The 23,321-nt window shown below is 64.5% G+C and carries 23 protein-coding genes and 3 pseudogenes; 15 read left to right on the forward strand and 11 right to left on the reverse strand.

The window, feature by feature from the left end; all coding sequences use genetic code 11:
* Positions 1-394 (forward strand): GNAT family N-acetyltransferase (locus tag BGI27_RS11860; protein WP_141239829.1); only part of this gene is annotated, 394 nt, incomplete at its 5' end.
* A gap of 51 nt (positions 395-445) precedes the next feature.
* Here BGI27_RS11860 and rarD read toward each other — a convergent pair.
* Together rarD and BGI27_RS11870 are read right to left on the reverse strand one after the other, a co-directional pair.
* Positions 446-1,321, reverse strand: coding sequence for an EamA family transporter RarD (rarD, locus tag BGI27_RS11865; protein WP_095525081.1), 876 nt, complete (start codon positions 1,319-1,321; stop codon positions 446-448).
* Positions 1,322-1,460: 139 nt separating this feature from the next.
* Positions 1,461-2,618, reverse strand: a complete 1,158-nt coding sequence (locus BGI27_RS11870; protein ID WP_095525082.1) for a cysteine desulfurase family protein — start codon at positions 2,616-2,618, stop codon at positions 1,461-1,463.
* A 350-nt stretch (positions 2,619-2,968) separates the two neighbouring features.
* Between BGI27_RS11870 and BGI27_RS11875 the strand changes: the two genes are divergently transcribed.
* The 9 genes and pseudogenes from BGI27_RS11875 (at position 2,969) to BGI27_RS11915 (ending at position 9,665) form a co-directional block, all read left to right on the forward strand.
* Positions 2,969-3,400, forward strand: coding sequence for a SoxR reducing system RseC family protein (locus BGI27_RS11875; RefSeq protein ID WP_095525083.1), 432 nt, complete (start codon positions 2,969-2,971; stop codon positions 3,398-3,400).
* Between the two features lie 15 nt (positions 3,401-3,415).
* Positions 3,416-3,993: pseudogene (gene rsxA / locus BGI27_RS11880) on the forward strand (electron transport complex subunit RsxA).
* Positions 3,994-4,010: 17 nt separating this feature from the next.
* A complete protein-coding gene (locus tag BGI27_RS11885; protein WP_095525084.1) occupies positions 4,011-4,562 on the forward strand; it encodes an RnfABCDGE type electron transport complex subunit B in 552 nt (183 codons plus the stop codon).
* Positions 4,559-6,031, forward strand: coding sequence for an electron transport complex subunit RsxC (gene rsxC / locus BGI27_RS11890; protein ID WP_095525085.1), 1,473 nt, complete (start codon positions 4,559-4,561; stop codon positions 6,029-6,031). The genes BGI27_RS11885 and rsxC overlap by 4 nt, the downstream gene beginning before the upstream one ends.
* Positions 6,032-6,087: 56 nt before the next feature.
* Positions 6,088-6,267 (forward strand): annotated as a pseudogene (locus tag BGI27_RS18890) (RnfABCDGE type electron transport complex subunit D); the annotation flags it as partial.
* A gap of 118 nt (positions 6,268-6,385) precedes the next feature.
* Positions 6,386-7,069, forward strand: coding sequence for an electron transport complex subunit E (locus BGI27_RS11900; protein ID WP_095525086.1), 684 nt, complete (start codon positions 6,386-6,388; stop codon positions 7,067-7,069).
* 7 nt (positions 7,070-7,076) lie between these two features.
* Positions 7,077-7,349, forward strand: coding sequence for an RnfH family protein (locus BGI27_RS11905; protein WP_095525087.1), 273 nt, complete (start codon positions 7,077-7,079; stop codon positions 7,347-7,349).
* Between the two features lie 91 nt (positions 7,350-7,440).
* Positions 7,441-8,979: an ATP-binding protein gene (locus BGI27_RS11910; RefSeq protein WP_170943026.1), complete on the forward strand. Its 1,539-nt coding sequence runs from the start codon at positions 7,441-7,443 to the stop codon at positions 8,977-8,979.
* Positions 8,976-9,665 carry a response regulator gene (locus BGI27_RS11915; RefSeq protein ID WP_095525089.1) on the forward strand — a complete coding sequence of 230 codons (690 nt, stop codon included), beginning with the start codon at positions 8,976-8,978 and terminating at the stop codon, positions 9,663-9,665. The genes BGI27_RS11910 and BGI27_RS11915 overlap by 4 nt, the downstream gene beginning before the upstream one ends.
* Before the next feature lie 201 nt (positions 9,666-9,866).
* On the opposite strand, the gene guaD is transcribed toward BGI27_RS11915, so the two are convergent.
* From guaD to BGI27_RS11935, 5 genes are all read right to left on the reverse strand, one after another.
* A complete protein-coding gene (gene guaD, locus BGI27_RS11920; protein ID WP_095525090.1) occupies positions 9,867-11,201 on the reverse strand; it encodes a guanine deaminase in 1,335 nt (444 codons plus the stop codon).
* Positions 11,202-11,290: 89 nt separating this feature from the next.
* Entirely contained in the window at positions 11,291-12,022 is a 732-nt protein-coding gene (locus tag BGI27_RS11925; RefSeq protein WP_223871780.1) for an ABC transporter permease, read from the reverse strand.
* Positions 11,926-12,219, reverse strand: a complete 294-nt coding sequence (locus BGI27_RS18115) for an ABC transporter permease subunit (RefSeq protein ID WP_223871776.1) — start codon at positions 12,217-12,219, stop codon at positions 11,926-11,928. Before BGI27_RS18115 ends, BGI27_RS11925 begins: the two co-directional genes overlap by 97 nt.
* Positions 12,219-13,301: an ABC transporter permease gene (locus BGI27_RS11930; RefSeq protein ID WP_095525091.1), complete on the reverse strand. Its 1,083-nt coding sequence runs from the start codon at positions 13,299-13,301 to the stop codon at positions 12,219-12,221. Before BGI27_RS11930 ends, BGI27_RS18115 begins: the two co-directional genes overlap by 1 nt.
* A gap of 4 nt (positions 13,302-13,305) precedes the next feature.
* Positions 13,306-14,832: an ABC transporter ATP-binding protein gene (locus BGI27_RS11935; RefSeq protein WP_095525092.1), complete on the reverse strand. Its 1,527-nt coding sequence runs from the start codon at positions 14,830-14,832 to the stop codon at positions 13,306-13,308.
* 233 nt (positions 14,833-15,065) lie between these two features.
* Here BGI27_RS11935 and BGI27_RS11940 point away from each other — a divergent pair, with 233 nt between their 5' ends.
* On the forward strand, positions 15,066-16,151 hold the full coding sequence (locus BGI27_RS11940) for a BMP family ABC transporter substrate-binding protein (protein ID WP_095525093.1): 1,086 nt from the start codon (positions 15,066-15,068) through the stop codon (positions 16,149-16,151).
* 60 nt (positions 16,152-16,211) lie between these two features.
* On the opposite strand, the gene BGI27_RS11945 is transcribed toward BGI27_RS11940, so the two are convergent.
* From BGI27_RS11945 to BGI27_RS11960, 4 genes and pseudogenes are all read right to left on the reverse strand, one after another.
* Entirely contained in the window at positions 16,212-16,712 is a 501-nt protein-coding gene (locus tag BGI27_RS11945) for a hypothetical protein (protein ID WP_095525094.1), read from the reverse strand.
* A 274-nt stretch (positions 16,713-16,986) separates the two neighbouring features.
* Positions 16,987-18,257 (reverse strand): annotated as a pseudogene (locus BGI27_RS11950) (O-acetylhomoserine aminocarboxypropyltransferase/cysteine synthase family protein).
* 205 nt (positions 18,258-18,462) lie between these two features.
* Entirely contained in the window at positions 18,463-19,203 is a 741-nt protein-coding gene (locus tag BGI27_RS11955; protein ID WP_223871777.1) for a DsbC family protein, read from the reverse strand.
* A gap of 49 nt (positions 19,204-19,252) precedes the next feature.
* Complete coding sequence (locus BGI27_RS11960) at positions 19,253-20,464, reverse strand: UbiH/UbiF family hydroxylase (protein ID WP_223871778.1); 1,212 nt, start codon at positions 20,462-20,464, stop codon at positions 19,253-19,255.
* Positions 20,465-20,556: 92 nt separating this feature from the next.
* Between BGI27_RS11960 and BGI27_RS11965 the strand changes: the two genes are divergently transcribed.
* The 4 genes from BGI27_RS11965 to gspN all read left to right on the forward strand — a co-directional run bounded on the left by BGI27_RS11965 (position 20,557) and on the right by gspN (position 23,317).
* Entirely contained in the window at positions 20,557-20,976 is a 420-nt protein-coding gene (locus BGI27_RS11965; RefSeq protein WP_095529889.1) for a DUF4395 family protein, read from the forward strand.
* Positions 20,977-21,045: 69 nt separating this feature from the next.
* A complete protein-coding gene (gene gspL, locus BGI27_RS11970; RefSeq protein ID WP_095525096.1) occupies positions 21,046-22,110 on the forward strand; it encodes a type II secretion system protein GspL in 1,065 nt (354 codons plus the stop codon).
* Positions 22,107-22,592, forward strand: coding sequence for a type II secretion system protein GspM (gene gspM / locus BGI27_RS11975; protein ID WP_095525097.1), 486 nt, complete (start codon positions 22,107-22,109; stop codon positions 22,590-22,592). Before gspL ends, gspM begins: the two co-directional genes overlap by 4 nt.
* Positions 22,589-23,317 (forward strand): type II secretion system protein N, encoded by a 729-nt coding sequence (gene gspN, locus BGI27_RS11980; RefSeq protein ID WP_095525098.1) that lies wholly within the window; start codon positions 22,589-22,591, stop codon positions 23,315-23,317. Before gspM ends, gspN begins: the two co-directional genes overlap by 4 nt.
* Positions 23,318-23,321 lie beyond the last annotated feature (4 nt).

Raw genomic sequence — 23,321 nt, forward strand, 5'->3', positions numbered from 1 at the left:
GCCCCGGCTCACATTTCGGTCGGCACGTTGGCTCAGTTTTACTTCGGCGCCGACATACGGCGTCTCGGTCAAGACGCTGGATGAGCGGGTGATCGGGTACGTTGCCCTCTCACCCTATCGCAAGGGGCGGCGTGCTTTCAGCCACACCTGCGAAATCAGCTATTACCTGTTCAGCGGATACCGTGGCCGGGGCTTCGGCAAGGAACTGGTACGGACGGCGCTCAGCGCCGCGCGGGAGGCCGGTTTCGAAACGGCTATCGCCATCATCCTTGGCTGCAACCTGCGCAGCATCCGCCTGCTCGAAGGGTTCGGCTTTTCGGTCTGCGGCACATCCCCAACGCGGCCTGCCTGGATGGCACGCGGATCGACCATGTCTATCTGGCGCTTGATCTGACCCGGGCAGGCGCCCTGCTGACAGCCCCCGGCACCACCTGAGCGATTCCGCTCAGCTTCGCCGGAGTTTCGACACGAACAGGCTTTCCAGCGTATAGAACAGCAAGGCGGCCCAGATCAGCGCAAAACCGATCAGACGGGCGTTGTCGAAGGGCTCGTGCCAGAGCCAGACGCCCAGCAGCAGCTGAATGGTCGGGTTGATGTACTGCAGCAGGCCCAGCAACGATAGCGGCAGACGCCGCGCGCCCGCCGCGAACATCAGCAGGGGAATCGACGTGAGCGGCCCGGCCGCCAGCAGAAGGGCCTGGATGCCCGGGGTGGCGACCACGAAACTGCTCTGCCCGTGCCCGATGAACCACAGCAGGGCTCCCGCGGAAAACGGGAAGAGCAGCAGCGTTTCCAGCGTCAGGCCTTCCAGTGCGCCAAGCGAGGCCGTCTTGCGCAGCAGGCCGTAGCCCCCAAACGTGAAGGCCAGCGCCAGCGAAATCCAGGGCAGCTCGCCCATCCGGAAGGCGAACCAGGCCACGCCGGACGCTGCCAGCACAATGGCGAACCACTGTGCCACACGCAGGCGCTCGCGCAGGAACAGCACGCCGAACAGCACATTCACCAAGGGGTTGATGAAGTAGCCCAGGCTGGCGTCTACCACGCGCCCGGCCTTGACTGCCCAGATGTAGATGAACCAGTTCAGCGCGAGCAGCACCGCGCTGGCAGCGAAGCCAGCCACCAGCTTGCGACGGCGCAGCGCCGGCAGCAGCCAGCCCCAGTTGCGCTGCACGGTGAGCACGCCCGCCAGGAACACCAGCGACCAGACCATGCGGTGCAGCAATACCTCCAGCGGAGGCACGCTTTCCAGCGCCTTGAAATAGATGGAGAACAGCGACCAGCACAGATGGGCGGCCAGGGCGTAGAGAATGCCGGTTTGCATCGGGGGGAACCAGGGACATGAAGACAGTGGCGCCCGAGCTGCCGAAGGCGGCGCCACAGGGGCCGGATCATACGCCGCCTGCCCTGCGGCCCGTGATGATCGACACAGATCCTCACGCCGCAGGCCAGGGCGTTCGGGTTCAGACCGTGGGCGTCAGTATCTGCAACAGACTCCGGATGCCTGCCGCAGCGGAGAGGGCATCCTGCTCGCTGCTGTAGCGCCCGAAACTGAAGCGCACCGTGCGGCCCGCCTGATCGGCGGACAGCCCCAATGCGGTCAGCACGTGGGAGGGCGCACCGGCCCCGGAGCTGCACGCGGACGTGGAAGAGACGGCGACACCGCCCAGCATCCTGGGATCGAAGGCCGGGTGCTCGAAACGCAGACTGAGAATATTGGGCAGTCGCGGTGCCTGTCCGGCATTGGCCCTCACCTCCGGCAACTCCGCCAGCGCGGCCAGGAATGCGTCACGCAGCCCGCCTATATGTGCCTGATCCTGGGCCAGACGGCGCCGGGCCAGAACATACGCCGCCCCCATGCCCACGATCTGATGGGTAGGCAGTGTGCCTGAACGCCTGCCGCCTTCGTGGCCACCGCCATGCATCTGCGCCTGCAGCACGGGCTCGGCACGCGGGCCGACGTACAGCGCGCCGATACCTTTCGGGCCATACAACTTGTGTGCCGAGAAGGACATGAGATCCACCGGCAGTTGCGCGAGGTCGATCGGCAGCTTGCCGGCGGCCTGGGCGGCATCCACATGAAACAGCGCGCCATGCTCGCGCACCACCGCCCCGAGTTCTGCGATGGGGTTGATGACGCCGGTTTCATTGTTCACATGCATCAGCGAAACCAGCGCGGTGTCCGGTCGCAAGGCCGCTTTCAGTGCGGCCGGCGCGATCACGCCCTGGGCGTCCGGCTCAAGCAGGGTGACCGCCACGCCTTGCTGCGCCAGCCAGGCCGCCGTATCCAGTACGGCCTTGTGCTCCAGCACGCTGCTGACCACATGTACGGGCCGACCGCGCTGCGGGCCCGCCACACCTTTGAGCGCGAGGTTGTTCGATTCGGTTGCGCCCGAGGTCCAGACGATCTGCCCTGGCCGGGCGCCGACCAGATCGGCCACCTGGCTGCGCGCGTATTCCACCACGCCGCGCGCCGCCTGGCCGTACTCATGCGAGGCAGAGGCCGGGTTGCCAAACACTCCCTGGCGCCCCAGGCAACGCTGCATGGCAGTGATGACTTCATCGTCGACCGGCGTGGTCGCGGCGTAATCGAGATAGATCGGGCCGTTGCTGGCGCTCATCAGTACTTCCCCTCCTGTCACGCCGCACGCAGCGGCTATGGATGTTTGTGCAAGCGCTCGCAAAAAGTGACAGGTGTTTCCGGAAAGCAGGCTGCGGGAAAGGTTTTCAGCCAGTACGGGATCTGACCCAGATCAGATCGTGCGGCGTGTATACAGAACGTTTACGCGGGCCTTCCGCTTGTTTACACCGCGTTTTTGGCCCTCTGGCTAGCATGGAATCCATGAACTCAACGCGACTTCGGCTGGCTATCGGGTAACTCCAGGACAGGCAGGATTCGCCTTGCGAAAAGGATGCCCGCCATGTCTTACCAGGACCAGCCAGACGCAGTTATCTCGAGGGAACCGCCCGCGTGGTTTCCATCGACGGCCATCTCGCGCTGCTCGAACCCGAGCAGACCGGCGGATGCGGCGGCTGTGCATCGGCCGCGATGTGCGACTCAAAGGGCATCGGCACCCTCGCCTCCCGTCTGGAGATGCGCCGTTTCGCCCTGCCCAACGAACTTTCCCTGCGCGTGGGCGATCGCGTGGTGCTGGGCATCACGCCCTTTTCGCTGCTGGGCGCTTCCGCCATCACCTATCTGATCCCGCTGCTGCTTTCGCTGCTTGCCGCCGGCCTGGCGCAATGGCGCTGGGGCAGCGATCTCGTGACCATGGGCGCGGCCTTCGGCGGCCTGCTGCCCGGTTTTCTCGTCACGCGCCAGGCGGAACGCTACCTCGCCCCGCGCAAGCGGGACGACATCCAGATCCTCCGGCTTGCCGGAACGAATGACCATTCCTGCTGATGGAGACCCCTGAACGTGCGTGAATACCTCTTGATGATGATCGGCGCCGCGCTGGTCAACAACGTGATCCTGGCCCGCTTTCTCGGCCTGTGTTCCTTCATGGGTGTCACCACCCGGATAGACACTTCGCTGGGCATGGGCTTCGCGACCACCTTCGTGATCACCGTATCGTCGATGTTCAACTGGGCCGTGGAAGCCTTCGTGCTGGTGCCCTACGACCTGGGCTACCTGCGCACGGTCACTTTCATCATGGTGATCGCCGCCGCCGTGCAGTTCACCGAGATGGTGATCCGCAAGGTCTCGCCGACGCTGTTCAAGATGCTGGGCATCTACCTGCCCCTGATCACCACCAACTGTGCCGTGCTGGGTGTGGCGCTGCTGCTGGTGGAAGGTCACATGGGCTTTCTCACCAGCGTGCTGTTCGCCTTCGCCTCCTCGGTGGGTTACAGCCGGTGATGATCATCTTCGCCGGTCTGCGCGAACGCCTGGCACTGGCCCAGGCACCGATGCTCGCCGAGGGCCCGCCGCTCGGCTTCATCACCGCGAGCCTGCTGGCGCTGGCCTTCATGGGCTTCTCGGGCATCAGTACCTAAGGAAAGGAATTTCAATCATGTCTCTTGCCGTCATCTCCCTGACCTTGCTCGGAATAATCCTGGGCGGCCTGCTGGGCATCGCCTCGCAATGGCTGGCCGTTGAAGAAGATCCCATCGAAAAGGAAATCCAGGCGATGCTGCCCGGCTCGCAATGCGGGCAATGCGGCTTCGTCGGCTGTGCCCAGGCGGCGGCCGCGCTGGCCAAGGGTGAAGCGCCCGTCACGCTGTGCCCCCCGGGCGGCAAGGCGGTGGCCGAAGCATTGGCCAAGAAGCTGGGCGTGCAGGCCGATCTGGATGGCCACACCGAGCAGGTTCCGCAGGTCGCCCGCATCAACGAAGCCGAGTGCATTGGCTGCATGCGTTGCTTCAACACCTGCACGGTGGACGCCATCATCGGCGCGCCCAAGCAGCTTCACGCGGTGCTCACCGACATCTGCCACGGCTGTGGCAAGTGCCTCACCAGTTGCCAGATGGATGCCATCACCCTCAACCCGGTGCTGCAGACCACCAGCACCTGGTACTGGCCGAAACCCGAGCCCAAGGTCATTTCCAAAGAGGTCGCAGCATGAAGACGAATTATCCGATCCGGGGCGGCGTGCATCCGCTCTACCGGAAGGAGCTCGCCTGCAATCAGAGCATCCAGCCCTTCCCCCTGGCCGAACGCCTGTACGTCCACCTGCAGCAGCACGTCGGCGCCATCGCCGTGCCGCTGGTGGAAGTCGGCCAGCATGTGAAGAAGGGGGATCGCATCGCCATGGCGCCGGCCTCGATGTCTTCCCCGCTGCATGCGCCGACCTCCGGCATCGTGCGCGCCATCGAGGATTTCACCGCAGCGCATGCCTCCGGCCTGTCGCAGATGGCCGTCGTGATCGAGCCGGACGGCAAGGACGAATGGGGTGAGTTGCTGGCGCCCATCGCCGATCCGTTCGGCGTGCCGCCCGATGTGATCATCGCCCGCGTGGCCGAGGCCGGCATCGTCGGCCAGGGCGGCGCGGTGTTCCCCACTGCCGTGAAGCTGGGCATGGGCAAGCAGTACAAGCTCGACACGCTGCTGCTCAACGGCGCCGAGTGCGAGCCCTACATCACCGCCGACGACCGCGTGATGCGCGAGTACGCGGCCGAGGTGGTCGACGGCGCCCGCATCATGGCGCATACGCTGGGTGTGCAGAAGATCATCATCGCGATCAAGAAGAACAAGCCCGAAGCCATCGAGATCATGACCGCTGCCGCTGCGGAGTATCCGCAGATCAGCGTGGTGGGCGTGAAGATCCAGTACCCCATCGGTTACGCGCAATACCTCACCCAGGCCGTGACCGGCCGCGAAACCCCGGCCGGCCGCCGCAACGCCGAGGTGGGCGTGGTGGTGCAGAACGTCTCCACCGCGCTGTCGGTGCATCGTGCGGTGCGCCACGGCATCCCGCTGATCTCGCGGGTGGTCACCGTCACCGGCACGGCGATCAGGAACGCCGGCAATTTCGAGGTGCCCATCGGCACGCCGGTTTCCGCACTGATCGAACATTGTGGCGGCTACGTGCAGCAGCCGCGCTTCCTGGTCAATGGCGGCCCGATGATGGGCTTCCTGCTGCCCAGCGAGAGCGCTCCGGTGCTCAAGGGCAGCGTGGGGATCGTCGCCATGGCGTCCGAGGAAACGGTGGAAAAGGCCGAGAAGCCCTGTATCCGCTGCGGCTCCTGCATGGAGGTCTGCCCCATCGGCCTGTCGCCGGTCGACATGGCTGCGCTGATCCGCAAGGATCGCCTGGAAGAAGCCGCCAGACTCGCCGTGGGTGACTGCATCGCCTGTGGCAGCTGCTCCTGGACCTGCCCCTCGCACATCCCGCTGGTGCAGTACTTCAACTACGCCAACGGCGCGCTGTGGACGGCCGACAAGCTGCGCCGCAAGAACGACAAGCTCAAGACCATGGCCGAGGCGCGCGTGCTGCGTCTCGAAACCGCCAAGCAGGAAAGGCTCGCGGCCCAGGCCGCGCGCAAGGCCAAGGCCGCCGCGGCCGCGCCTGTCACGGAGGAAGCATCCGAATGAACACTCCCCTCACCAGTGGGCCCTTCTCCCACTCCACGCAGACCGTCGACAAGGTGATGTGCCATGTGCTGCTCGCCCTGCTGCCGGCCACCCTGTTCAACCTCTGGCTGTTCGGCCTGCCCTCGATCCCGCTGTTCGTCATCACCGTGGCGTCGGCCATCGGGCTCGAAGCGGCCTACCTGGCACTGACCGGCAAGGACGTGCGCGAAGGCGTGTGCGACGGCTCCGCCGCGCTCACCGGCTGGCTGCTGGCCATGAGCCTGCCGCCCTGGGCGCCGCTGTGGCTGGGCGTGTCTTCGCAGAGCACAAGGCGAAGATCCTGGGCGGGATTTAGGCAAGTCAGGGAGAAGCACGATGAGTACGCAACAAGAAGGCCGCTACCTGCGGATCGTCAAGGACGGCCTGTGGGACAACAATGGCGTGCTCGCCATGCTGCTGGGCATGTGCCCCTCGATGGCAATGACCACCAGCGCCACCAACGCGCTGGGCATGGGGCTGGCCACGGCCGTGGTGATGGCCGCTTCCAGCCTGCTGGTGGCGGTGTTCCGCCACTGGATCACGCAGGAGATCCGCATTCCGGTATTCATCCTCATCGTCGCCGCCATGGTGACGCTGGTGGACATCACCATGAACGCCTGGATGCACGAGCTGTACAAGGTGCTGGGCCTGTTCATCCCGCTGATTGTTTCCAACTGCCTGCCGCTGGCGCGCCTGGAAGCCTTCGCCGCCAAAGAACGCCCCTACCCCGCACTGCTCGACGGCGCCTTCATGGGTCTGGGCTTCACGCTGGCGCTGGTGATGATCGGTGCGGTGCGCGAGATCGTCGGCAGCGGCACCCTGTTTGCCGATGCCTCGCTGCTGCTGGGCCCGAACTTCCATTTCATGGAAATGAAGCTGCTGCCCGAAACATCCAACGTGCTGGTCATGGTGCTGCCCCCGGGCGGCTTCCTGGTGACCGGACTGCTCATTATCTTCAAACGCGTCATCGACCTTCGCAGCGGCAAGGAAATCCAGATGGCCGGAGCCCACAGCGTATAAGCACATCATGAAGATCGAAGTCATCTATGCTGGCCGTCAGCGCCAGGCCATCGTCGCCGTGAATGTCGAGGACGACGCCTCCATCGAGGCCGCCATCCGCAAATCCGGCATCCTGCAACAGTTCCCGGAAATCGATCTGGCCAGCCAGAAGGTCGGTATCTTTGGCAAACCCAAGCCTCTGGATACCCTCCTGAAGGCAGGAGATCGCATCGAGATCTACCGTCCGGCCATGGCCGGCGCGCGAAAGCGCAGTGGCGGGGATGAGGCCGATTCGGAATAACACGCCGCCCTGGCGCCCGGGGAGCAGCACCCCGGGGGGCATGGCGCCGTTCTGGCGCACAATGAGGCCTTCGTCTTTCCGCGAAGCCCCGATGCCCCCTCCTGCCTCGCTCCTGACCCTGAAATCCTGGCGCAAGCTGCTCAACGCGAGCGTGCTCGCGCTAGTTTCATGCTCCGTCGTCACTTTCGTGACCACACCGCTGGGCAATCTGCTGGATCTGGTCAACATCGCCTTGCTGTACCTGCTCAACGTGGTGGTGCTGGCCGTCTGGTACGGTCGGCTGGCGGCCATCATCGGTGCGATCTTCGGTTCGCTGGTGTTCGCGCACATCTTCGTACCGCCGCTGTTCTCGCTCGCAATCACCGATCCGTCCTATCTCATCACGGCCGTCGAGATGCTGCTGGTGGCCCTGCTGGCCGGGCACCTGACGGCGGGCTTGGGCAGCAAAGCCAAGGAGGCGGCGAACCGCGAGGAAATGCTGGCCAGCGTCTATGCACTGGCGGCTGACCTGGCTGGCGCCCCTGACCTCGACGCGGTGACACGCTCGGTCTCGCATTTCCTGTCAGCCACCGCCAAGGGCAGCAACCACGCGGTATTCCTCAACGACGAGTCGCAACGCCTGCGCCTGATCGGGCAACGGGATCTGCCTGCCGACCTTTCCTTCGAAGAGGCTTACCTCGCCGCCGAAACGCACACCCTGATCGAGCGGCGAGAGGGTGAGAGCGGTTCGCAGTATTTCCCGCTGGCGATGAAAAACAACTGCCATGGCGTGATCGCCGTCGCCTGGCGCGAGCGGGAACTAGAACTGCTCGAACGGCAGCGCCTGCAGATGCTGGCCTCGCTGGTTACCGCCACCATCGAGCGCGTGCGTTACGCCGATCTGGCGCGCAACGCCATGCTAAAGGCGGAAACCGAGCAGCTGCGCAGCTCCATCCTCTCTGCGCTGTCGCATGACATCCGCACGCCGCTGACCTCGGTGGTCGGCCTCTCGGACGCGCTGGAAGCCTCGCAGCCGGCACTGGCGCCGCACCAGCTCGAAATGGCACATGAACTCCGGGAGCTGGCCGGGCAGATAAGCAGCATGGTGAGCAATCTGCTCGACATGGCCCGGCTGCGCAGCGGCCAGCTGCGCCTGCGCCTGGAATGGCAGCCGCTGGAAGAAGTGATCGGCGTCGCGCTCGAGCAGATCCGCCGCCGCAACACCGGCCATGCCATCAAGGTCTCGATCCCGCCGGACCTGCCGCTGCTGGAATTCGACACCACGCTGATCGAGCGGGTGATCTGCAACCTGCTGGAAAACGCCATCAAGTTCTCGCCGGACGGCGACATCCAGCTGGTCGCGCAGGAACAGCGGAACACGGTCGCCATCTCGGTGCTCGACGAAGGCCCGGGCATTCCCTCCGGCGCCGAGGAGAAGATCTTCGAACCCTTCGTGCAGATGAAACAGGAATCCTCCACACCGGGTGTCGGTCTCGGTCTGGCGATCTGCCGCACGATCCTCACCGCCCACGGCGGCGAGATCCGCGCCAGCACGCGCCGCGAAGGCGGCGCCCGGTTCACCTTCACGCTGCCCAAGGGCAATCCGCCCGAAGCCGAGGAAGCCCCCAACGAAGAAGGAGCGCAGACGTGAACGATCAGGCCACCGTGCTCATCGTCGAAGACGACCCGCATATCCGCCGCTTCGTCGGCCGCGCGCTGCGCGAGGCCGGCTACGAGGTGGCCGAAGCCGACCGCGTGATCCGCGGCCTGGTCGAAGCCGCCAGCCGCCGCCCCTCCGTGGTGATCCTGGATCTGGGCCTGCCCGACATGGACGGCAAGGAATTCGTGCGCGAACTGCGCCAGTGGTCCGATATTCCGATCCTGGTGCTGTCGGTACGCGCCTCGGAGCAGGACAAGATCGACGCACTGACCACCGGCGCCGACGACTATCTGACCAAACCCTTCGGCGTGGGCGAACTGGTCGCCCGCATCAAGGCGCTGGAGCGCCGCCACAGCGGCTACCAGGCCGACAAGGGCACCACCTACGCCTTTGGCGACATCAGCGTCGACCTGCTCAAGCGAGAAGTGCTGAAAGCCGGCGAGCCGGTGCACCTCACCAGCACGGAATACCGCCTGCTGTGCTACCTGCTGGCCAACAATGGCAAGGTACTCACGCACACGCAGTTGCTTCTGCATGTCTGGGGCCAGGCCTACGCGGAGCGCAACCATTACACGCGCGTTTTCGTCGGCCGTCTGCGCCAGAAGCTGGAAGACGACCCCGCGCAGCCGCGCTTCATCCTCACCGAAGCCGGCGTGGGCTATCGCTTCCGGCATTGAGCGTGGCGGGAACACAAACTTCGTGGTGCGCATGGCGCACCCTACCAAGACCCGGCCGCAGGGTGCGCCACATGTTCAGCCGGAGAGATAGGTAACAGACCGTAGGGTGCGCCACGCGCACCATTCTCCGCGCTCCGACACGCGTATTCCGACGAATTCCGGAATGACGACAAGATCCTGAAGCGACGGCGTGGCCCCGACTTACGCCGGATCGTTCACGCCGGCCTGGCGCTCGCCCATCACGTGCGTGGCCAGCACACAGCGCTCGTCCCCCAGGATCATCATGGCGAACAACTCCTCGCCGAGATCCTTGCAGTTCTTCAGGCGCCAGGCCAGTTCGGGAATGCGTTCGCTGTCGAGCACGACGAAATCCGCTTCCTTGCCCTGCGCGAAGCTGCCGATTTTCTCGTCCAGACAGAGCGCGCTGGCACCGCCCAGCGTGGCCAGATACCAGGCCCGCCAGGGCGTCAATGCATGGCCGTGTGCCTGCGCCGCGACATAGGCCGCGCCCATGGTGCGCAGCATCGACAGGCTGGTGCCGCCGCCGACGTCTGTCGCCAGCCCCAAGGGCACGCCCGCCGCAGCCAGCGCTGCCTCGTCGGCCGCGCCACTGCCGAGGAACTGGTTGGAAGTCGGGCACAGCGCGATGGCTGTCCGGCTCTCGGCCAGCCGCCGGCGCTCGTTCTCACCCAGGTGGATGCCGTGGCCATAGATGCTGCCCACACCGGTCAGGCCGAAGCGTTCGTATACCGCCAGGTAGTCACGGTCTTCGGGATACAGCTCGCGCACCCAGGCAATTTCCGCCAGCGTCTCGGAAAGATGGGATTGCAGGCGCACGCCGGGCCGTGAGCGGAACAGCTCGCCAGCCACGGCCAGCTGCTCAGGCGTTGACGTAGGTGCGAAACGCGGCGTGACCACGTAATCCAGCCGGCCCTTGCCATGCCAGCGCGCGATCAGCGCCTGGCTTTCGTCGAACGCCTGTTGCGGCGTGTCGCGCAGGTAATCGGGGCAATTGCGGTCCATCAGCACCTTGCCGCAAAGCATGCGCAGATTGTGCCGGCCAGCCTGGGTAAAGAAGGCATCCACGCTGTGCGCATGCACGGTGGCATACACCGAGGCGGTGGTGGTGCCATGGGCCAGCAGGCGGTCCACGAAGAATTCGGCGATCCGCGCTGCGACAGCCGGATCGGCGCAGGCAGCTTCGGCCGGAAAGGTGTAGTCGCGCAACCAGTCGAGCAACTGACGACCGAACGAGCCCAGCACGCCCACCTGTGGGAAATGCACATGGGTGTCGACGAAGCCGGGCACGATCAGCTTGTCGCAATAGCTGAAGTAACGCGCCGATTCGCGCGTGAGACCAGGCAGCGAGGCCAGCACGTCATCCCACTGGCCACAGCTGCGTACCCGGCCGTGCTCGATCAGCAACGCGCCATCCTCGATGAATTCATAGGCGCCATCCGGATCGCCATGGCCCGGATCACGCAGGAAGTGCAGGATCCGCCCCCGCACCAGGATCGGCTTGTTTGCCTGATTCATGCTCTCTCCTCGGGAAAATGCAGGCGCGTGTCAGCTGAGCCTGCAGATACAGGCACGATGCCGGTACGCGGCTATCTTTGCGGAAACGCTCAGTCCTTGGACATCCAGGACTGCCCCAGCGACGCCGGCAGGCTCAGCATCAGGCGCTTCTGATCGCGCGAGATCAACACCAGCACCACGATGGTGGCCAGATAGGGCACGGCCGCCAGCAGTTGCGAGGGCCAGGAGATGCCCAGCCCCTGCGCGTGCAGTTGCAGGATGGTCATGCCGCCGAAGAGATAGGCGCCCAGCATCAGACGGCCCGGCTTCCAGGCGGCAAAGACCACCAGTGCCACGGCGATCCAGCCACGCCCGGCAGTCATGTTCTGCACCCACAAAGGAGTGTAGACCGTCGACAGATAGGCGCCGCCGATGCCGGCCATGGCGCCACCGAAACAGGTGGCCGCATAGCGGATCGCAGTGACCGGGTAGCCGATCGCATGCGCAGCATCGGGGCTCTCACCCACGGCACGCAGGATCAGGCCCCAGCGCGTACGCGCCAGCGCCCAGGCGAGCAGCCCGAAAGCTGCCCAGGAGAGATAGACCATCGGCGTCTGCTTGAAGAACACCGGCCCGAAGAAAGGAATGTCGGCAAGGCCCGGCAGATCCCAGGGCTTCAGGCCGGGCAGGCTGTAGCTGACGAAATACTGGCCGACGAAGGCCGACAGGCCGATGCCGAAGATGGTCAGCGCCAGCCCGGTGGCCGGCTGGTTGTGGTCCCCAGCGACAGGGTCAGGAAAGCAAACGGCAGGGCGGCCAGCGCGCCGGCGATGGCACCACAGATCACGCCACCGAACACGCCCCACTGCAACGCGCCGGCAAAGCCAGCAACCGCGCCGACCAGCATCATGCCCTCGACACCAAGGTTCATCACCCCGCTCTTCTCGGTGACCAGTTCGCCCAGGCCGGCAAAGATCAGGGGCGTGGCGGCAGCCAGGGTGACCGCCAGGATGGGGATGAAATGTTCCAGGCTGACCATCACACGGCCTCCGTTTGCGGATTACGCACGCGACGGCGGCGCAGACGATGATCGACGAAGGCATCCGCCCCCAGCAGGAAGAACAGCAGCATGCCCTGGAACAGCCAGGAGATGGCCGCCGGCAACTGCATGGCGATCTGCGCCGACTCGCCGCCCAGATAGATCAATGCCAGCAGCAGGCCGGCAAGCACGATGCCCACCGGATGCAGGCGCCCCACCCAGGCCACGATGATGGCTGCGAAACCGTAGCCCGGTGATAGCGACAGCGTGAGCTGGCCCACCGGGCCTGCGGCCTCTGCCGCGCCTGCGATACCCGCCGTGACACCGGAGATCACCAGGCTCAGCCATACCGTGCGGCTGGCCGAAAAACCGGCATAGCGCGCGGCCGCCGGCGCCTCGCCACCGACGGCGAGCTGGAAGGCCAGGAAGCTCTTGGCCACGAACAGCCAGAACAGCGGCACGGCGACCAGCGTGAGGAAGACCGACGTGTTGATGCGCAACCCCTCGAACAGCGGCGCGAACATCGCCGCCTCGGAGAACAGGATGGATTGCGGAAAATTGGTGCCGCCCGGATCGCGCCACGGGCCGCTGACCAGCCAGGAAAGCAGATAGGTGGCGACATAGGTGAGCATCAGCGTGGTCAGCGTCTCGGAGGCATTGAAACGCGTACGCAGCCAGGCGGGAATCGCGCCCCACAGGCCACCACCGATGGCACCGGCCAGCACCATCGCCGGCAGGATCCACCAGGCATCCATGCCATCGGTGTGAATGGCCACACCGCTAGCGAAAATCGCACCAACGAGCAACTGACCTTCAGCGCCGATGTTGTAGATGCGGGCGCGGAAACCCAGCGCCAGCCCCAGTGCGATGAGGATCAGGGGGGATGCCTTGAGTGCCAGCTCGCTCCAGCCGTTGGCCGTCTGCAACGGCTCAATGAAGAAGACGTGGAAGGCCTGCAGCGGCGGCTTGCCCAGCGCGGCGAAGAGGATCGCGGCGGAGACCAGCGTCAGCAGGATCGCCAGCACTGGCGCGGCCCAGCGCATCAGGCGGGAAGGGGTGTCACGAGGTTCTAGCAGTTGCATGGCGTCAGGCAGCCTGTTGTCGGGTTCCGGCCATCAGCAGGCCGATCTGTTCAGCGTCGGTCTGCTCGCGCGGCACCGGGGCGGAAAGTTGTCCGCCGGCCAGCACGGCGATGCTGTCGCAGATCTCGAACAGCTCTTCGAGCTCCTCCGAGATCACCAGCACGGCCACGCCGCTGCGCGCCACATCGATCAGCGTCTGGCGAAGGAAGGCGGCCGCGCCGACGTCCACTCCCCAGGTAGGCTGGGCCACGATCATCACGCGCGGCGTCTGCAACACCTCGCGGCCGACGATGAATTTCTGCAGATTGCCGCCCGAGAGACTGCGCGCCGGCGCCTGTGCCCCGTTGCAACGCACGTCGAAACGTTCGATGCAGTGCGTCGCGGATTCAAGAGCGCGGGCACTGTCGAGCAGGCCGTAACGGCTCAGGCCGGGCTGGCGGTGGGCGGTGAGCTGGTAGTTCTGCGCCAGCGCCATGCCGGGCACGGCACCACGCCCGAGCCGCTCCTCGGGCACGAAGGCGAGGCCCAGATCGCGCCGCCGCCCCGCGTGCAGATTCCCCACGGACTGGCCGGCGATACGCACGGCGTCGGCCGCGCTGACGTGCTCGCCCGACAGTGCGGCCAGTAACTCGGCCTGGCCATTGCCGGAAATGCCGGCGATGCCCAGCACTTCGCCCGCATGCACGGTGAACGAGATGTCATGCAGCGAGGAACTGAAAGGGTCTGGATTGCGGTAATTCAGCCCGCGTACCTCAAGCACCGGACTGACTTCGCCGGCATAAGGACGGGATTCACAGACAGGCAGCTCGCGGCCAATCATCATGCGGGCCAGCGAAGCGGCGCTTTCCTGACGTGGATCGGTTTCGCCGGTGACACGGCCCCCGCGCATCACCGTGGCGCGGTCGCACAGATCCTGGATCTCGTGCAGCTTGTGACTGATGTAGAGGATGGAGACGCCTTCGGAGGCCAGTTTGCGCAACGTTTCGAACAGCGTGCGTACGGCCTGCGGCGTGAGCACCGAAGTCGGTTCATCGAGGATCAGCAACTGCGGGTTCTGCAGCAGACAGCGCACGATCTCCACACGCTGGCGCTCCCCCACAGACAGGCTGTGCACCAGTCGCTCGGGGTCCAGCGGCAGACCATAGCGGGCCGAAACCTCGCGCACGCGTCCGGCCAGGGCACGCAGATCGAACTTGCCTTCGAGTGCCAGCGCGATGTTTTCCACCACGGTCAGCGTTTCGAACAGCTGGAAATGCTGGAACACCATGCCGATACCCAGCTGGCGCGCGGCCGCCGGATTGGCAATATGCACCTGGCGGCCATTACAGAGGATCTCGCCCTCGTCAGCATGCACGGCACCGTAGATGATCTTCATCAACGTGCTCTTGCCGGCCCCGTTTTCGCCGAGTACGGCATGGATCTCGCCCGGCATCACCGACAGGCTGACTTCGGCGTTGGCCACCACGCCGGGATAGCGCTTGGTGATATTCAGCAGCGACAGGCGCGGCGGCGGTGAGGAGGGGGAACTCATGCAGAGGACTGGCGCGAGGCGCAAAGCGGAACGAACGCACGCAGTTTACCAGTCTCCCCGGAGCCGGTGCGTGAGCAAAGGCTACAAAGCACATATACGCTACATAATCCACGCCACTTGAGTTATCGTGCGCGCCCGCCGCCCTGTGCGGCACCGAAAACAAAGCCGACCTTCCTTGCCAGGCGCTCCAACGCTCCGGAAGGGTCAGAGCCGGATAAGTCAGGAGACATCCGATGCGCATCCTGTTCCATATTGCCCGTGCGGCAGCCCTCACCCTGGGCATGCTGAGCCTGGGTGGCGTCAGCCACGCCCAGATGCCACCCCTCAAGGCCGGCTTCGTCTACATCGGCCCGACCGGTGACCATGGCTGGACCTACGCCCACGATCAGGCTCGCAAGGCCATCGAAAGCCGTTTCGGCGGCCGCGTGCAGACCACCTTCGTGGAAAACGTGCCGGTCACGGCCGACGCCGAACGTGTGATCCGCGATTTGGCCCTGAAAGGCCACAAGATCATTTTCGCCACTTCCTTCGGCTACATGAATGCCGTGGAAAAGGTCTCGCGCCAGTTCCCGAACACCGTGTTCATGCATGCCACTGGCTACAAGACGGGCAAGAACTACGGCATCTACGACGTGCGCACCTATGAAGGCACCTACATGCTCGGCGTGGTCGCCGGCAAGATGAGCAAGAGCGGCAAGCTCGGCGTGGTCGGCTCCACGCCCATCCCGGAAGTGATCCGCAACATCAACGCCTTCACCCTCGGCGCACGCAGCGTGAATCCGGCCGCCAGCACCCGCGTGATCTGGGTGAACAGCTGGTTCGACCCGGGCAAGGAGCGCGAAGCCGCATTGGCCTTGATCTCGCAGGGCGCCGACGTGCTGCTGCAGAACACCGACTCGCCGGCCGTAGTGCAGACCGCGCAGGAAAAAGGCGTGTACGCCTTCGGCTGGAATTCGGACATGACCCAGTTCGGCGGCAAGGCTCAACTGGCCGCCTCCCGGCTCCACTGGGACGTGATCTACCAGCAGGAGATCGAGAAAGTCCTGGCCAACAACTGGAAGACCGTCGACCTCTGGTATGGCGTCAAGGAAGGCGCGGTGAACATCGAGCAGTTCGGCAGTGCGGTGCCCGAAGAGATCCAGAAGCTCGCCCTCGATCGGCGCGATGCGATCAAGATCGGCAAGCTGCACCCCTTCACCGGTCCGCTGAAGGACAACAATGGCAAGGAAATGCTGGCCGCCGGCAAGGTGATGGCCGACGCCGACCTGCGCAAGATGAGTGTCTATGTCGAAGGGGTCGAGGGATCCGTGCCGAAGTGAACCGGCAAGCCTGAATCGCTGGATGGGGCTCCCACGGGAGCCCCATTTTCGTCGACTGGCTCAGAATTTAACGCGCAGCTGGGCCGCCAGCGTCGTCGGTGTTTTCGACAACGAGGGAATGTAGAGCAGCGCCACATGGATGCCATGCTTCACGCCCCCTGGGCTGATGCCATCCTCGTAGCCGGAAACACCGCCCACGACCAGCCCGAAATTGAGCCTGGCGCTGTCTGGACCGAGCAGACGCCACTGAAACTCTCGCCCGGCATAGACGGAGTGCCGGCGAATGCTGTTGTAGTACCAGCCAACAGTCCATCCGCCCTCGAAGCGCAGCCCCAGCCCGCGGTTGGCCTCGTTGAAATCGTGATCGTCGACCAGGTGTTTGGAGCGAAAGCCGCTGGCCACGGCAAAGCCCAGGGGTTCCTTGCTTTCGTTCAATCGGGAAAGCAAGGGAATCAAGGAATCACTGGCTTTTGCAGTGATCGACAAGAGCAGCATGGTCGCTGCTGCAAGAATCAGGCTGATGTGCATGTTGCCATCTCCCGCCACAATGCCCGGGAACATGGCCGTCCTGCGCTCGCCCCCGCAATCCGTGTGCTTCCACGGTACCTGGCCTGATCAATGAAACACTCAGGTCCTGGCCCTGCTTACGGCGGGGGTGACTCGCGCTGAACACCGCGAAACACACTGAAAAACCTTGTAAGACAACAACTTGGAGCATTACAAAGTAAGATCTTCCTACGCACGGAAGATCTTCTCCGGCAGCTACCAGAAACCCGGCAGCCCCTAATGAAAACACCGCCCGGAGGCGGTGTGCTTCACGGCAGGATCGCTCCAGTCAGCTAGTGCCAAGCGCTTGATCGAGATCGGCGAGGATGTCGTCCACATGTTCGATGCCAATCGAAAGTCTTACCATATCCTCTGACACACCGGCACGTTTGAGCTCCTCGGCGGAAAGCTGGCGGTGTGTGGTCGAAGCGGGGTGGCAAGCCAGGGATTTCGCGTCTCCAATGTTGACCAGGCGCGTGATGAGCTTCAACGCATCCTGGAAGCGTGCACCGGCCTCACGCCCCCCTTGACGCCGAAAGTCAGCAGACCGGAGGCCTTGCCGCCGAAATAGCGATCGACCAGCGACCGGCTCGGGTGATCCGGCAGACCGGCGTAATTCACCCAGGCCACCTTGGCGTGTGTCTGCAGAAATTGCGCAACCTTGAGTGCATTTTCCACATGCCGATCCATGCGTAGCGCCAGGGTTTCCAGCCCCTGCAGGATCAGGAAGCTGTTGAAGGGCGAAATTGCCGCGCCCATGTTGCGCAGCGGCACGGTAGGTGCGCGCCCGATGAAGGCTGCCGGCCCCAATGCCTCGGTATACACCACGCCGTGGTAGATCACCTCGGGTTCGTTGAGGCGGCGGAAGCGTGTCTTGTGCTCGGCCCAGGGGAATTTTCCGGAATCGACGATGACGCCACCGATACTGGTGCCATGCCCTCCGATGTACTTGGTCAGCGAATGCACCACGATATCCGCACCATGCTCGAAAGGCTTTGTCAGGTAAGGCGTGGGCACGGTGTTGTCGACGATCAGCGGCACACCACCAGCGTGCGCCACATCAGCGAAGGCCGCAAAATCGACGACGTTGCCCAACGGATTGCCGATGGATTCGCAGTAGATCGCCTTGGTACGCGCATCGATCAACGCCGCAGCAGCCTGCGGATCGCCGGCATCCACGAATTTCACGGTGATGCCGTACTGCGGCAGGGTATGCGCAAAGAGGTTATAGGTGCCGCCATACAGTGCACTGGTGGCGATGATGTTGTCCCCTGCCTCGGCGATCGTCAGGATCGCGTAAGTGATCGCCGCCTGCCCCGAAGCCAGTGCCAGCGCACCGATGCCGCCTTCGAGCGCGGCGATGCGCTGCTCCAGCACATCGCTGGTGGGATTCATGATGCGGGTGTAGATGTTGCCCTTGACCTTCAGATCGAAAAGATCCGCGCCATGCTGGGTATCGTCGAAGGCGTAACTGGTGGTCTGGTAGATCGGCACGGCCACCGCCTTGGTGGTCGGGTCCGGGCTGTAACCTGCATGAATGGCCAGGGTATCGAAGCGCATGTCATCCTCCATGAAAAAACGTGCGTACTCTACACGCTTCATCCTGGCCGCCTTATAGCGGGTATTGATATACACATCAGCGCTGCGGCAGGCCTTGTGGAGGCCACTCCCGCCACCGCGTCACAGTCTCCGGTGGTACGTGGTGGAGCCCCTGAAACGACAAGGCCCGCACGCAGCGGGCCTTGTCACGCCGTTCAATGCAGGCTCACTTCTTGGCGACGCCCTTGGCGCGCACTTCGGCCTCGTTGATCATCCGATCCAGATCGGCCAGCGGCAGATAACCGCCAAGACGGCTGCCATCCGCCAGGAACATCGTCGGTGTGCCACTGATGCGGTATTTGCGCGCCAGCTCGGTGTTGCTGGCGATCGGGGTGCTGCATTCGGCCTTGGCCGGCACCTTGCCTTCCAGCATCCAGGCATCCCAGGTCGCAGCGCGATCCTTGGCACACCAGATGTTGCGTGCCTTGTCGGCAGAATCGGGGGACAGGATGGGAATCAGGAACACATACACCGTCGCATCCTTGAGACTCCGCAGATCCTGCGCAAGCTTCTTGCAGTAGCCACAGTTCGGATCCTCGAAGGTGATCAGGGTACGCTTGCCATTGCCACGGACCAGCTTGAAGGCTTGCTTGAGCGACAACTCGGCGATGTTCACTCGATTGAGCTCGGCTTCCCGCTCGGCCGTCACGTTGCGCTTGTTCTTGAGGTCGAACAGGTTGCCGGTCAGCAGGAAATCGCCCTTGTCATCCACGTAAACGATGTCCCCGTTGCTCAGCACGGCCTCCCACATGCCGCCATGGTTCGTGCGGCTAAGGCTGGAAATGGTGGTCTGCTCGCCGAGGATGCCGCCCAGCGAGGTACGCACTTCGGCCTCGCCGGCACGAACGCCGACGCTCACGGTGGCCAGTGTGGCTACGAGCATGGCTCGCGAAAGAATGGTTTTCAAACGACTCTCCATCAACATGAAGGATTGAAGGGTACCCGCATCCGGTGGATCAGATACGGAACCGGCCCGCAGCGTAGCGCGCCAGGGCACTGCGTAACGGTGGCAGGGCTCCTGCCAGGCTCATGCCCACGTTACGCAGCAGACTCAGACCGGCACGCGATTCGCGGAACAGACGCTGCAGCGCATCGGTGCCGCCACGGATCAATGCGGTTTCCATCGCACGGGCCGCAGCATACGCCTGCAGCCCCTCGCGGGCGCCGCAATCCCCGCCGGACGGGCGGGACAACAATACATCCGCCAGCGCCCGTGCATCCTGGAACCCCAGGTTGATACCGTGCCCCGACAGCGGATGTACGGCATGTGCGGCGTCTCCGATCAAGGCAAAACGCTCCCCAATCGTCGAAGCTGTCCGCATCCAGCGCAGCGGAAAGGCAGCGGCAGGCGTCAAGGAAGTCAGACGCCCCAGTCTTTCCCCGCCGGCCTCCGCAACATGCACCGCCAGCGCCTCGGGCGACAACCCGAGCAGTGTCTGTACCCTGCCCTCGGGCATTGACCACACGATAGAGATCCGGTTTCCCGGCAGGGGCAACCAGGCAAGTACCCCGTCATCGCGAAACCATTGCCAGGCCGTGCCATGATGAGGCCGCTCGCATTCGAAATTGGCCACCACGCCAGACTCACCATAGGGGCGCAATTGCGTTTCCAACCCGACCAGGGTTCGGGTGGGGGAGCCCACGCCATCGGCGGCCACCAGCAGCGCAGTGCTGAACTCGCGCCCATCCTCCAGTTGCAGCCAGGCCCGGTCCGCCTCCAGCCGCACAGCCTGCGGCGCTCCCGGACATAGCACGCGGGCGTGCGCTTGCGCCTGGGCCCACAACGCAGTGGCCATCTGCCCACGCTCGATGATCCAGGCCAGGACGGGCAGACCGCTCTCGAACGCCGAGAAACCGATTTCGCCACCGCCGTCACCAAACACCGCCATGCGCTCCACGCCGCAACGCCGTGCGCGCGGCACGGCATCCCAAACACCACAGCGAGCAAGGAAATCTGCATTCGCCGGGCTGATCGCATAGACCTGCGGATCCCAGCCAACGGGCAATTGCGGCGCAACGCGCTCGACCAAGCCCACGCGCAGCCCGCTGCCTGCGAGCGCGCAGACCAGGCTGGCGCCAGACAGGCCGGCACCCACAATCAGCACATCGAAATCGCAGGAAGCAATCATCACCGGACGGCAGAAACGAAGCAGCCCGGATTCTGCCATGTTCAGGTTCCGTTGCTGCGCAACAACCACACTTTGACTATATCGCTATTTGGTTATAAAAATACACAAAACTTCGCTTGGAGATCGCTTACATGCTGCGCTTCGACATTCCTCCCGTGTGGTCAAACGCCGTGCGCCTGGACGCACTGACCACTTTTCTCATCAGCGCCATCGCACTGGCTGGCGCCCCCTATCTGATGTTTCTGCTCATTGTGCAAGGCCTGGTGCGTGGTTTCTTCCGGCATGGCCTGTGCCCCATGCACCGCGTATTCACCCGCGTACTGAAAAAACTCGGCACGGCGGGCAGACAGGAAAACGCCGGCGCCACGATGTTCGCCAACAAGCTGTTGTTCATCGCAAGTAGCGTCGCAACCGTGCTCTGGTTGACCGGATCGGTAATGTGGGTCGTCCCGGTCTCGGTATTGATGGCCTTCTCTTTCCTTGAGGCAGCATTCTCTTTCTGTGCAGCCTGTTGGGCCTACACCTTGTGGCATAGGCTGCGCAGCCGTTGAAATTCCGTCGGACACAGAAGCGACGGCTTCTCCCGTACAATTGTCACTTTTCGCCACGTGGCCATTCGGATGGAAGCTGCACATACGATCCTGCGTATCGCGGTACCGGCAAGCGGGCTGGCTGACGCACCTTTGCGCTGTTGCCGGATCACGGCCGGCCAGTCGCCACAGGAAGGCGACAGTACGCTGACAAGGCTGCAACAAGGACAGCGGGTGGAGCTTGTGCTGCCGGCCAGTCAGGTCGCGGCCCACCGTCTCGTCATCCCCGCGGCCAGCGCGCGCCACACGCAGGCTCTTGTGCGTCAGGCGCTCGAAGATCGTCTGCTGGGAGATCTGGCCGACAGCCACGTGGTCAGCGGCGAACGTCAGGGCGAACGACTCACGGTCTGGATCGTCTCGCGCCGCTGGCTGCAGACACAGCTGGACACCTGCACCGCCGCCGGCCTCGCGGTCGTACGGGTGCTGCCCGACCTGGCTCTGCTGCCGCCCGCAAGCCATTGCGAAACCGACGCAGGCTGGATCTTCCGCAGCACGGAGGATGCCTTCGGCATCGTCAATGACGCGGAACTGCTGCCCGCGCTGGCGGGTGAAACCCAGGCCTTGCAGACCCCGCTGCTGGCCGCACCTGCGCAAGCTCCGCTCGATCTGCTACAAGGTCTACCCACCAGTGCGCGCTCGGTACGCGCCGCGCTATGGCCACAGCTACGACTGGCTGCGGCCCTGCTGGCAGGCGTTGCCCTGGTGATCGTGTTCGGCCAGCTCCTGCAGTGGCGCGAGCTGGCAGCCCAGCAAGCCACGTTGCATCAACGCATCCGCCAAAGCTTCGCAGCAGCCCATCCCGGGGTGCCCATCGTCAATCCCATCCTGCAGTGGCGGCAGCTGCAGGGTAATCCCGCACGCAATGCGGATGCCCTGGATCTGCTGGGCGTGCTGGCCGGCAGACTCGGCGCGCCGGTTGCCGCACAACGCATCGAAGCGGATGAAAACGGCCTGCAGCTCACCCTGCCGCTGAGTGCCGCGCGCAGCCTGGAAGAACGTCTGCGCGAACAAGGTCTCGCAGCCACCACACGCACCACCGAAAGCGGCCTGGAGCTGGTTGCGATCAGCCGCGCCGCCCTGGAGAACCAGCCATGAAGAGCCGCATGCTGTCCTTGCAATCACAAGCCGTGGTCTGGTGGCAGGCTCGCCAGCCACGTGAACGGCTGGCCCTCTCCGTCGCAACCGGCATCCTGGTGTGCGTCTGCTGGTATCTGCTCGCCAGCGGACTGCAGCAGAACATCAATCGCATGCAGCGGCAGTTGCCGGAACTGATGCACAACAGCTTCGAGATCGCCGCCGGTACCCGCGCGGCGCCACCGGCCCCCCCCGTAACGACCGGTGCCGATCTGCGCAGCGACATCTTCCGCCTGCTCGCCGAACGCGAGCAGCCTGCCGAATTGCGCGCATTGTCGGTCGGCAGTGTCGAGATGCGCCTGCCCGCAGCACCGGGTGCGCGGCAGCTCGAGACGCTGCATGCCCTGCGCCTGGGCAGTGGCGCAAGGGTGAAGTCCATCCAGATCCAGAATGGGGATGATGGCCTCAGTGAAGTGACCGCCACCCTGGAGCGCCAGCCATGAGCCGTACCCTGCGTTGGAGTCTGGGCCTGATCACCCTGCTGCTGGTGCTGTTCGTGGCGCGCCTGCCGGCTGCCCTGCCCGCCCGCCTGCTGCCCGCCGACATTACGCTGGCTGGCCTGCAAGGCAGCATCTGGCATGGCAGCGCGGCAGCGCTCGGCGTCAAGGGCCTCGTGACCCAGGAATCGCTGAGCTGGGCGCTCGATGCACGTGCCTTGCTGCGCGGCCAGCTCGCCTGGCAGATCCGCGCCGAACACGGTGGCCAACCCAGCAGTCTGCGTGCTCGTGTTGGGCTTGGGGGCGTGGCGGTTGAAGACCTCAGCCTGCGCCTGCCGGTGGAGCCTTTTACCCAGTTCGAGCCGACCGTACAGGGGCTGCGCCTGCGGGGCGACCTGCAGCTGAATGCACAGCGCCTGGTTCCGCATCAGCCCATCGGGCTGGATGCGCGCCTGGAGCAGGTAAGCTCCGCGCTGGCGGGCGAAGCGACAGCGCTGGGGGCATACCAGCTGCGCGTGGATATCGATGCCAGCGGTGCCGGAACCTTGAACGTGAAGACGCTTCACGGACCACTGCAAGCCAATGGCAGCGGGAATTTCACGCTCGATGGCAAGCACGCGGGCATCGATCTGCGCCTTAAGCCGGAGGTAGACCTACCCGGTCTTTCTTCCGCACTGGCCATCCTGCCCCGCGAAGGCGATGCCTTCCGGCTCGCCCTCAATCATCCCTGAGACT

The organism is Candidatus Dactylopiibacterium carminicum, from assembly GCF_014736495.1.
GTDB classification, from domain to species: Bacteria; Pseudomonadota; Gammaproteobacteria; order Burkholderiales; family Rhodocyclaceae; genus Uliginosibacterium; species Uliginosibacterium carminicum.

Bases quoted from the DNA above. Each gene is read 5' to 3' on its own strand.
- gspM (WP_095525097.1), top strand. From the start codon at position 22,107: ATGAAGAGCCGCATGCTGTCCTTGCAATCACAAGCCGTGGTCTGGTGG.
- BGI27_RS11910 (WP_170943026.1), top strand. From the start codon at position 7,441: ATGCCCCCTCCTGCCTCGCTCCTGACCCTGAAATCCTGGCGCAAGCTG.
- BGI27_RS11935 (WP_095525092.1), bottom strand. From the start codon at position 14,832: ATGAGTTCCCCCTCCTCACCGCCGCCGCGCCTGTCGCTGCTGAATATC.
- BGI27_RS11965 (WP_095529889.1), top strand. From the start codon at position 20,557: ATGCTGCGCTTCGACATTCCTCCCGTGTGGTCAAACGCCGTGCGCCTG.
- BGI27_RS11900 (WP_095525086.1), top strand. From the start codon at position 6,386: ATGAGTACGCAACAAGAAGGCCGCTACCTGCGGATCGTCAAGGACGGC.
- guaD (WP_095525090.1), bottom strand. From the start codon at position 11,201: ATGAATCAGGCAAACAAGCCGATCCTGGTGCGGGGGCGGATCCTGCAC.
- BGI27_RS11905 (WP_095525087.1), top strand. From the start codon at position 7,077: ATGAAGATCGAAGTCATCTATGCTGGCCGTCAGCGCCAGGCCATCGTC.
- BGI27_RS18115 (WP_223871776.1), bottom strand. From the start codon at position 12,219: ATGGTCAGCCTGGAACATTTCATCCCCATCCTGGCGGTCACCCTGGCT.
- BGI27_RS11960 (WP_223871778.1), bottom strand. From the start codon at position 20,464: ATGGCAGAATCCGGGCTGCTTCGTTTCTGCCGTCCGGTGATGATTGCT.
- gspN (WP_095525098.1), top strand. From the start codon at position 22,589: ATGAGCCGTACCCTGCGTTGGAGTCTGGGCCTGATCACCCTGCTGCTG.
- rarD (WP_095525081.1), bottom strand. From the start codon at position 1,321: ATGCAAACCGGCATTCTCTACGCCCTGGCCGCCCATCTGTGCTGGTCG.
- BGI27_RS11885 (WP_095525084.1), top strand. From the start codon at position 4,011: ATGTCTCTTGCCGTCATCTCCCTGACCTTGCTCGGAATAATCCTGGGC.
- rsxC (WP_095525085.1), top strand. From the start codon at position 4,559: ATGAAGACGAATTATCCGATCCGGGGCGGCGTGCATCCGCTCTACCGG.
- gspL (WP_095525096.1), top strand. From the start codon at position 21,046: ATGGAAGCTGCACATACGATCCTGCGTATCGCGGTACCGGCAAGCGGG.
- BGI27_RS11930 (WP_095525091.1), bottom strand. From the start codon at position 13,301: ATGCAACTGCTAGAACCTCGTGACACCCCTTCCCGCCTGATGCGCTGG.
- BGI27_RS11940 (WP_095525093.1), top strand. From the start codon at position 15,066: ATGCGCATCCTGTTCCATATTGCCCGTGCGGCAGCCCTCACCCTGGGC.
- BGI27_RS11870 (WP_095525082.1), bottom strand. From the start codon at position 2,618: ATGAGCGCCAGCAACGGCCCGATCTATCTCGATTACGCCGCGACCACG.
- BGI27_RS11945 (WP_095525094.1), bottom strand. From the start codon at position 16,712: ATGTTCCCGGGCATTGTGGCGGGAGATGGCAACATGCACATCAGCCTG.